The sequence below is a fragment of the Candidatus Cloacimonadota bacterium genome, assembly GCA_034661015.1.
Classification (GTDB): domain Bacteria; phylum Cloacimonadota; class Cloacimonadia; order JGIOTU-2; family JGIOTU-2; genus JAYEKN01.
In genome coordinates, this window is record JAYEKN010000034.1 from 11,216 (window position 1) to 14,892 (window position 3,677).

Genomic DNA, 3,677 nt, shown 5'->3' on the forward strand with positions numbered 1-3,677 from the left:
TTTCCGTGTTTTTCCGTGTATTTCGTGGTAAAAAAAATATTTTAATATGAAAATTATAATTGCAAGTTACCAAAGTATTATGCTAAATCCGGGTGGTCCCTCATATAAAACTTTGCAGATGAAAGAGGGACTATTACAAGCTGGGATTGATGCCGAATTATTTGATATGTGGAATAAAAATCTTAAATTCGGGAAGAATGATCTTGTGCATCTATTTAACGCCAGCATTTCAACTTATGCGTTGGCGAAAAATTTATCGCTAAATGGCACAAGATATGTAGTTAACCCGATTTTTTTCAGCAATCATTCTGCAAAAACATTGAGAAATTATCAAAGATTTGAAAAGCCTTTTCGGAATATATTTAAGCGGTCAATTTCCGATTATAAACTTACAAAATCCATTTGCAATGGAGCGGAAATGGTTTTGCCGAACACAAAAGAAGAGGGAGACCTTCTTGTCAATGGATTGGGAATAGAGAAGAACAAAATTCGTGTCATTCACAATGGAGTAGAAAAAAGATTTGCTAATGCCAATCCCAAACTTTTTGTCGAAAAATACGGATTAAATGATTTTATCCTATATGTTGGGCATCTTGGACCTGTTCGCAAAAACGGTTTGAATATTATTAAAGCATTACGTCAGATTGATCATCCGGTTGTGATAATTGCCAATGTTTTAAAAAACGATGAAGGTCAAAAGTGCTTAGAAAATATTGCAGAAAGCAAAAATATTACTCATATTAATTGGCTCGATCATGATGATCCGCTGTTTGCTTCCGCTTACGCTGCCTGTAAAACATTTATCCTTCCCACAAGATACGAAACTCCGGGAAGAGCGGCGCTTGAAGCAGGACTTGCGGGTGCAAATATTGTTATAACTCCTTTCGGTGGAACCAAAGAATATTTTGGAAATATGGTTGATTATCCCGATCCCCATTCGATAGAATCAATTAAAAACACTATAAAAAATTCTCTTAACAAACCGAAAAGCAATAAACTGAAAAATCACATCATTAAGAATTTCATCTGGGAAATAATTGTCCAAAAAACTATAAAAATATATAAAGAAATAATAGATAAATGAACAAGCTTATAAAAAAAATTTTTGTATATACTGCTGGTAGTTTATTCAATAAGATTATTCTACTCCTATTTTTACCAATTTTCACTTCGTATATGATTCCCAGCGAATATGCTGTTTATGCGAATTTGATGATTTTTATTTCTTTTGCAGGATTAATTTATCTGATGGGAATGCAACAGGCAATATTTTCATTTTTCTATCAAAAAAAATCCAAAGAGCATTATTATCTGATTATCTCCACTATCTACATCATTATTCTCATTGTTGGGATAATATTATCCGCTTTAGTAATTTTATTTCGAGTAGAACTCTCAGATTTGGTTGTTAAATCAACTGCTTATAGCCATTTGTTTATTTTCATCTCGATAATTTTGCTGTGCGATGCTTTAGCCGGTATCTCCCTAAGTTTTTTAAACATTATGGAGAAATCTCGCCAATTTGTGATTTTGAGTACTATTAGGAATTTAGTATTTTTGGCATTATTATCTCAGGCTGCTTTCACCCACAATTTTTCACTTGAACTTGTTTTCGTCTTTATGCTGATTTCAGCAGCAGTTTCTTTTATATCAGCGATTTTTTTAATCCAAAAACTTAAAGCCGGATTTGAACTGAACGATTCTGAAAAAAAATATTTTTCTCCCACATTATTAAAAAATTTACTGTCTTTCGGAATTATCATGGTTCCCGGAACAATTGCGATGATGATTTTACGAGTATCCGATCGCTATATGTTAACTTATCTTTCCGCAGGCTCTTTACATGATGTGGGAATATACGCTATCGGCTACAAAATTGGAATGATCATTACATTTGTAAATGCTATCACAAGCCGCGTCTTTTTTCCTTACGCTATGAAAATTCAGAACAGACCTGATGCAAAAAAAATATATAAGAAAATATTCAAATATTATTTACTTTTCGCCGGTTTTTTAGGAATCTTGATTATCACGTTCACGAATGAAATTTTCTCGGTTGTAATTGATGGAGCTTATTTTCAGGCAACGAAAATCGTGGTTTTTGCTGTGATCTCAAACCTGTTGCTGGGCGTTTTCAATATTATTAATCTAAGTTTTTATGTTAAACAAAAAGCAACGAATATTACTGTTGCTGTTGCAGTCGGAGCATTTTTCAATATTGCAATGAATTTCTTTTTGATTCCCAAATTCGGTATTTATGGAGCAAGCATATCCTCTGTAATCTCTTATTTATTTATCGTTTTATTCAATTATTTTTTTGCCCAAAAAGTCTATCAAGTAAAATATAATCTCGGATATTTATTTATCCTGATTTTTGTTATGATCCTATCCTCTGGTTTTGTATATCTCACTTCTGTCAATCCAACTAATTTTCTGATTAAATGCTTTTTCATTTTAGTGGTTTTCTCTTCCTTGATTTATTACATATACAAGAATAAAGAGTTCGAATTTATTAGGAATGCTTTTGTTTCAATCCGCAGTTAGTTCTTTTTGACTCGTAATGAACGATTAGTAGAAAACAAGGGTTTCAATACATGAAAAACAAAGAAAAACGTCTATTGCTTATAAGCTATTTTTATCCACCCTTAGGTGGTCCGGGGGTGCAAAGACCATGTAAGCTCGTTCACTATCTCCGAAAAAAAAGTTGGATTATTGACGTGATCTCTGTCAAGAAGATCGAGTTCCATTCTATTGATGAAACTCTTTCCGCAGAGTGCGATGAAAATAATTTGTATAAAGTAAAGTCATTTGACCCGATGCGACTTTTGTATCTAATAAAAAAGTATTTCGGCAAAAATGGAAAGCAGCGGAAAAGCCAAATCAAATCCCCACAAAAGAAACTATATTTTCACACTCCAGAGCGAATTAAAAGAATAATTCGAGGATTATTTCCAATAGACGATAAGATTGGCTGGCTCCCATTTGCTTATAGGGCGGGAACCAAACTTTGTAATGAAAATAAATACGATGCAGTTATGGCCACGATCGGACCATATACTTCAGCCGTGATCGCTTATAAAATTGCGAAGAGATTTCATATTCCTCTTGTCATTGATTATCGAGATCTCTGGACACAGCATCCTTATTTGACATATATTTCGCCATTTCACAAGAAATATTCCGAATATTGGGAAAAATGTATTTTAGTAAAAGCAAAAGTGATTACAACCGTTAGCAAATCTATGGTGAAATCTCTGTGTGAAAAATATGGAGAATCTCTGAAGGATAAACTTTTGGTAATGTATAATGCGTGGGATGAAAGAGATTTTAAAAAGGTGAAAGTGGGAAAAAAAATTCAGAAAAACAATAATAAAATTAGTTTTACTTATATAGGCGGATTTTATGGGGAGCAAACTCCCAAATATTTTATTCAGGCAATGGAAGAATTGCAGCGGCAAAAAAGATTACCCCAGCAAATTGAATTTATATTTGTGGGAAATTATTTTCACGAAGTAATAGCTATTTTACAGAATAATGCAGTCCGTGATTTTATAAAAATTATTCCGCAACTTCTTCATAATAAGGCGATAGAATATATATTATCTGCTGATGCTTTATTGTTATTTGTAAGTTCAATTAAAGGGGAGGGTGTTATTACCGGAAAAATATTTGAATAT

General features: G+C 32.7%; 3 protein-coding genes. All 3 read left to right on the forward strand.

The window, feature by feature from the left end:
• Window positions 1–46: 46 nt before the first annotated feature.
• Window positions 47–1,084, forward strand: a complete 1,038-nt coding sequence (locus tag U9P79_01180) for a glycosyltransferase (protein MEA2103242.1) — start codon at window positions 47–49, stop codon at window positions 1,082–1,084.
• Window positions 1,081–2,544 carry an oligosaccharide flippase family protein gene (locus U9P79_01185; GenBank protein MEA2103243.1) on the forward strand — a complete coding sequence of 488 codons (1,464 nt, stop codon included), beginning with the start codon at window positions 1,081–1,083 and terminating at the stop codon, window positions 2,542–2,544. Before U9P79_01180 ends, U9P79_01185 begins: the two co-directional genes overlap by 4 nt.
• Window positions 2,545–2,594: 50 nt before the next feature.
• Window positions 2,595–3,677, forward strand: a 1,083-nt coding sequence (locus U9P79_01190) for a glycosyltransferase (protein MEA2103244.1), incomplete at its 3' end; no start/stop codon positions are given.